The following is a 351-nucleotide window of genomic DNA, read 5'->3' on the forward strand; positions in this document are numbered from 1 at the left end:
TCGGGCACCGCCTGTTGCACGTACCAGAGCAGGGGCTTGTCTAGCTCGTTGACCTGCGTCTGCGTCAGCGCCGTGCCTAGCGCGATGTTGTGCGCCTTGGCGTAGTCCGCGGCGTTCTTGTAGAGGCTCAGCTTTTCCTGGTCCGTGACCGAGAGCTGGTTCTGGCTGTCCCAGGCCAGGCCGCTCACGAAGCTGGCTTGGCCGGTCTGTTGCAGCGCGGCTTGCTGGAGCTTTTGCCTTGGTGTAGGGTCGTAGTAGAAGCTGACCTTGCCGGGGCGCAGGTCGGCCGGCAGCTGCGCCAGCAGGCTGTCGGGCGTGACGCCGGCCAGCACGGCGGTGGCCGGGCTGTTG

At 66.7% G+C, this 351-nt stretch carries 1 protein-coding gene; it reads right to left on the reverse strand.

Features of this window, described 5'->3' with window-relative positions:
• Positions 1-351, reverse strand: a 351-nt coding sequence (locus OR16_RS38850) for a hypothetical protein (protein WP_006164941.1), incomplete at both ends; no start/stop codon positions are given.

The organism is Cupriavidus basilensis OR16, assembly GCF_000243095.1.
Taxonomy (GTDB): Bacteria; Pseudomonadota; Gammaproteobacteria; order Burkholderiales; family Burkholderiaceae; genus Cupriavidus; species Cupriavidus basilensis_D.